Origin of the sequence: Streptobacillus notomytis (assembly GCF_001902585.1) — a bacterium.
GTDB classification, from domain to species: Bacteria; Fusobacteriota; Fusobacteriia; order Fusobacteriales; family Leptotrichiaceae; genus Streptobacillus; species Streptobacillus notomytis.
Window position 1 is genome coordinate 1 of sequence record NZ_LKKV01000095.1, and the last position, 5079, is coordinate 5079.

Below are 5079 nucleotides of genomic sequence, written 5' to 3' on the forward strand. Positions count from 1 at the left end.
AAATAAAAATTTTCAAAAAACCCCTTGACAACAGAGAGGGAGTTATGCTAATATAATGAGGTCCACCAGAGGGAAAATAGGTGAGACAAGGACAATGGAAAGAGAAGGAATAGATAAAGCAAACAAGATATAAGGAAGTCAATTTAGAAGGAAAAGAAGACTGAAAAAGGTGAAGAAGTAAAGAAGAGATATAGAGATATATTGAATGAAGAGTTTGATCCTGGCTCAGGATGAACGCTGACAGAATGCTTAACACATGCAAATCTATGTTAATTATGTAAGCTTGCTTAGATAAGAGACATGGTGGACTGGTGAGTAACGTGTAAAGAACTTACCTCTTAGACTGGGATAACCATTAGAAATGATGGATAATACTAGATATTATTAGAAGTGGGCATCTACTTTTAATGAAAGGAGAGATTGCTAAGAGAGAGCTTTGCATCCTATTAGCTAGTTGGTGGGGTAAAGGCCTACCAAGGCGATGATAGGTAGCCGGCCCGAGAGGGTGAACGGCCACAAGGGGACTGAGATACGGCCCTTACTCCTACGGGAGGCAGCAGTGGGGAATATTGGACAATGGAGGAAACTCTGATCCAGCAATTCTGTGTGCACGAAGAAGGTTTTCGGATTGTAAAGTGCTTTCAGTAGGGAAGAAGAAAGTGACGGTACCTACAGAAGAAGCGACGGCTAAATACGTGCCAGCAGCCGCGGTAATACGTATGTCGCAAGCGTTATCCGGAATTATTGGGCTTAAAGGGCATCTAGGCGGTCTAACAAGTTGAAGGTGAAAAGCTGTGGCTCAACCATAGTCTTGCCTACAAAACTGTCAGACTAGAGTACTGGAAAGGTGGGTGGAACTACACGAGTAGAGGTGAAATTCGTAGATATGTGTAGGAATGCCGATGATGAAGATAACTCACTGGACAGAAACTGACGCTGAAGTGCGAAAGCTAGGGGAGCAAACAGGATTAGATACCCTGGTAGTCCTAGCTGTAAACGATGATCACTGGGTGTGGGGGTATAAGCCTCTGTGCCGAAGCAAAAGCGATAAGTGATCCGCCTGGGGAGTACGTACGCAAGTATGAAACTCAAAGGAATTGACGGGGACCCGCACAAGTGGTGGAGCATGTGGTTTAATTCGACGCAACGCGAGGAACCTTACCAGATCTTGACATACTCGGAATAAGATGGAAGCATCTTAGTGCCTTCGGGAACCGAGATACAGGTGGTGCATGGCTGTCGACAGCTCGTGTCGTGAGATGTTGGGTTAAGTCCCGCAACGAGCGAAACCCCTATCATTAGTTGCCATCATTAAGTTGGGGACTCTAATGAAACTGCCCGCGACGAGCGGGAGGAAGGTGGGGATGACGTCAAGTCATCATGCCCCTTATGATCTGGGCTACACACGTGCTACAATGGGTAGTACAAAGAGGAGCTAAGCAGTGATGTGGAGCAAATCTTAAAAGCTACTCTCAGTTCGGATTGAAGTCTGCAACTCGACTTCATGAAGTTGGAATCACTAGTAATCGCAAATCAGCAATGTTGCGGTGAATACGTTCTCGGGTCTTGTACACACCGCCCGTCACACCACGAGAGTTAGTTGCACCTGAAGTTACTGGCCTAACCGTAAGGAGGGAAGTACCTAAGGTGTGATTAGTGATTGGGGTGAAGTCGTAACAAGGTATCCGTACCGGAAGGTGCGGATGGATCACCTCCTTTCTAAGGAGAATACAACATATTTAAATTGACTCTGGTTTGTTTGCTTTATTTATTCCTNNAATAAAACATAGGACAATGACAAATGAATAGTAAATAAGGTAAAGAATTACAACTTTAAACAGAATGAAAGCAAGAAAGAAGTTAAACTGTAAGAAGAAAATAAAAAAAGATGATTAAAAAGCTAATTAAGGGCACATGGAGGATGCCTAGGTAGTAAAAGCCGAAGAAGGACGTGATAAGCTGCGAAAAGCTTAGGGGAGTTGCATATGAGCGTAGATCCTAAGATATCCGAATGGGGAAACCTACTTGTTGGAAGGACAAGTGAGAGATAGGTAAGCTAGCGAACTGAAACATCTAAGTAGCTAGAGGAAAAGAAAGTAAAAACGATTCTCTTAGTAGCGGCGAGCGAAGGGGGAAGAGCCTAAAACATGGTGGTGTTAAACTTGGCGAGGTTGCCATCATGTGGTAGAGGGAGATATTTGTTGAGATAGCCATAATCAAGATATATGTTATAGGTAAACGGAACATGGTTGGAAAGCCAGGCCAAAGAGAGTGATAGCCTCGTATAGTGTAAACTATGAGATATATAATATTAATCCCAAGTAGCATCAAGCACGAGGAATTTGGTGTGAATCAGTGTGGACCATATCACATAAGGCTAAATACTTTTACTAACCGATAGAGGAGAGTACCGTGAGGGAAAGGTGAAAAGAACCCTGAGTAAGGGAGTGAAAAAGAATTTGAAACCATGTGCTTACAAACGGTAGGAGGCGAGAGCTAACTGCGTGGATTTTGGTTAATCATCCTGCGAGTTATGATATGTGGCGAGGTTAAGAGAGTGGAGCCGAAGGGAAACCGAGTCTTAATAGGGCGAAAGTCGCATGTTATAGACGCGAAACCTAGTGATCTAGGCCTGTCCAGGTTGAAGCTGCAGTAAGATGCAGTGGAGGACCGAACTCACCGCCGTTGAAATGTTGGGAGATGAGATAGGTTTAGGGGTGAAAAGCCAATCGAACTAGGAGATAGCTCGTTCTCTCCGAAATGCATTTAGGTGCAGCCTTAAGTTTAAAGATATATGGGGGTAGAGCACTGTATAACCTAGGGGGCATATAGCTTACTGAAGTTAAGCAAACTGCGAATACCATATATTAATACTTAGGAGTGAGTCTATGGATGACAAGGTCCATGGACGAGAGGGAAAGAACCCAGAACATCAGCTAAGGTCCCTAATTATGTCTAAGTGGGAAAGGAGGTGGATATTCACAAACAACCAGGAGGTTGGCTTAGAAGCAGCCATACCTTTAAAGAGTGCGTAATAGCTCACTGGTCGAGAGTATCTGCGCCGAAGATTTAACGGGGCTAAGACATAAACCGAAGCTATGTAACAACTTTATAGTTGTTGGTAGGAGAGCGTTCTGTAGGCTGTAGAAGGAGAGCTGTAAGGCGATCTGGAGGTATCAGAAGTGAGAATGCAGGAATGAGTAGCGAGAAAGAGGGTGAGAATCCCTCTGGCCGGAAGTCCAAGGTTTCCAGGGCAATGTTTGTCAACCCTGGGTGAGTCGGGACCTAAGCGAAGACTAGAAAGTTGTGGCGAATGGAAAATAGGTTAATATTCCTATACCACTTTAATCTGTTAACTGATGGAGTGACGCAGGAAGGTATGTAAGATGTCTGACGGAATAGGCATTTTAAGGGAGAGGCATGATAATATAGGCAAATCCGTATTATTAGATGTTAGACCTGATGGGTAAGAGCAAATATGCTTAAGTTACAAATCCTACACTGCCGAGAAAAACTTCTAAAGAGGAGAGAAGTGCCCGTACTGTAAACCGACACAGGTGGACTGGGTGAGAAACCCGAGGCCGACAGGATAACTCTAGCTAAGGAACTCTGCAAAATAGCCCCGTAACTTAGGGAGAAGGGGTACCTATGGTAGGTGAATGAGAGCATCAGGAGCCAAAGTAGGTCGCAGTGAAGAGTCCCAAGCAACTGTTTATCAAAAACACAGGTCTATGCTAAGCTGAAAGGCGACGTATATGGGCTGACACCTGCCCAGTGCTGGAAGGTTAAGAGGAGGATTGAGAGATTCAAATTGAAGCCCCAGTGAACGGCGGCCGTAACTATAACGGTCCTAAGGTAGCGAAATTCCTTGTCGGGTAAGTTCCGACCTGCACGAATGGTGAAATGATTTGGGAGCTGTCTTGGCTGGAGACCTGGTGAAGTTGTAATGTCGGTGAAGATACCGACTACCTGTAGTAGGACGGAAAGACCCCGTGGAGCTTTACTGTAGTTTGGCATTGGGTTTTGGTAATGTGTGTATAGAATAGTTGGGAGATGGAGATCTTAAGATGCTAGTTTTAAGGGAGTCAACTGTGGAATACCAACCATATATTATTGAGATTCTAATCAAGAAATTGAGACAGTGCTAGATGGGCAGTTTGACTGGGGCGGTCGCCTCCTAAAGAGTAACGGAGGCGTTCAAAGGTTCCCTCAGGTTGGATGGAAATCAACCATAGAGTGTAAAGGTATAAGGGAGCTTGACTGCAAGATTGACAGATCGAGCAGGTGCGAAAGCAGGACTTAGTGATCCGGCGGTGCTGTATGGAAAGGCCGTCGCTTAACGGATAAAAGCTACCCCGGGGATAACAGGCTGATACTTCCCAAGAGTCCATATCGACGGAAGTGTTTGGCACCTCGATGTCGGCTCGTCTCATCCTGGGGCTGGAGAAGGTCCCAAGGGTTGGGCTGTTCGCCCATTAAAGAGGCACGCGAGCTGGGTTCAGAACGTCGTGAGACAGTTCGGTCCCTATCCACTACAGGCGTTAGAATATTGAAAAGATCTGTCCTTAGTACGAGAGGACCGGGATGGACAAACCTCTGATGTATCAGTTGTTACGCCAGTAGCATGGCTGAGTAGTCACGTTTGGAAGGGATAATCGCTGAAAGCATCTAAGTGAGAAACCCACTTTGAGATAAGTGTTCTTTTAAGTATCCACTGAGACTAAGTGGTAGATAGGTTGGGGGTGTAAGTGTAGTGATACATTTAGCTGACCAATACTAATAATACGTAGGCTTTTAATAAGAGTTCTTTACTTTTACTATTCATTTATGATTGTCTTATGAAAAAGATAATAGTTTGGTGACAATAGCCACAGGGATACACCTAGTTACATTTCGAACCTAGAAGTTAAGTCTGTGTACGCTGAAAATACTTAGTGATAGGGAAGATAGGTAGTTGCCAAACTCTTTTTATATGACTTTGTAGCTCAGTTGGTTAGAGCATCTGACTGTTAATCAGAGGGTCGAAGGTTCAAGTCCTTCCAAGGTCGCCATTTGAGAATAAAAAAACAATACATAAAG

The 5079-nt window shown here is 44.4% G+C and carries 1 tRNA gene and 3 rRNA genes; all 4 read left to right on the forward strand.

Annotated elements, in window-relative coordinates:
* Positions 1-202 precede the first annotated feature (202 nt).
* The 4 genes from BUE91_RS04990 (at position 203) to BUE91_RS05005 (ending at position 5051) form a co-directional block, all read left to right on the forward strand.
* Positions 203-1719 (forward strand): 16S ribosomal RNA (locus BUE91_RS04990).
* Between the two features lie 174 nt (positions 1720-1893).
* Positions 1894-4800 (forward strand): 23S ribosomal RNA (locus tag BUE91_RS04995).
* 54 nt (positions 4801-4854) lie between these two features.
* Positions 4855-4963: ribosomal RNA gene (rrf, locus tag BUE91_RS05000) — 5S ribosomal RNA — on the forward strand.
* The 16S, 23S and 5S rRNA genes sit together here with 1 tRNA gene alongside, the layout of an rRNA operon.
* A gap of 11 nt (positions 4964-4974) precedes the next feature.
* Positions 4975-5051: transfer RNA gene (locus tag BUE91_RS05005), tRNA-Asn, on the forward strand.
* Positions 5052-5079: the final 28 nt, after the last annotated feature.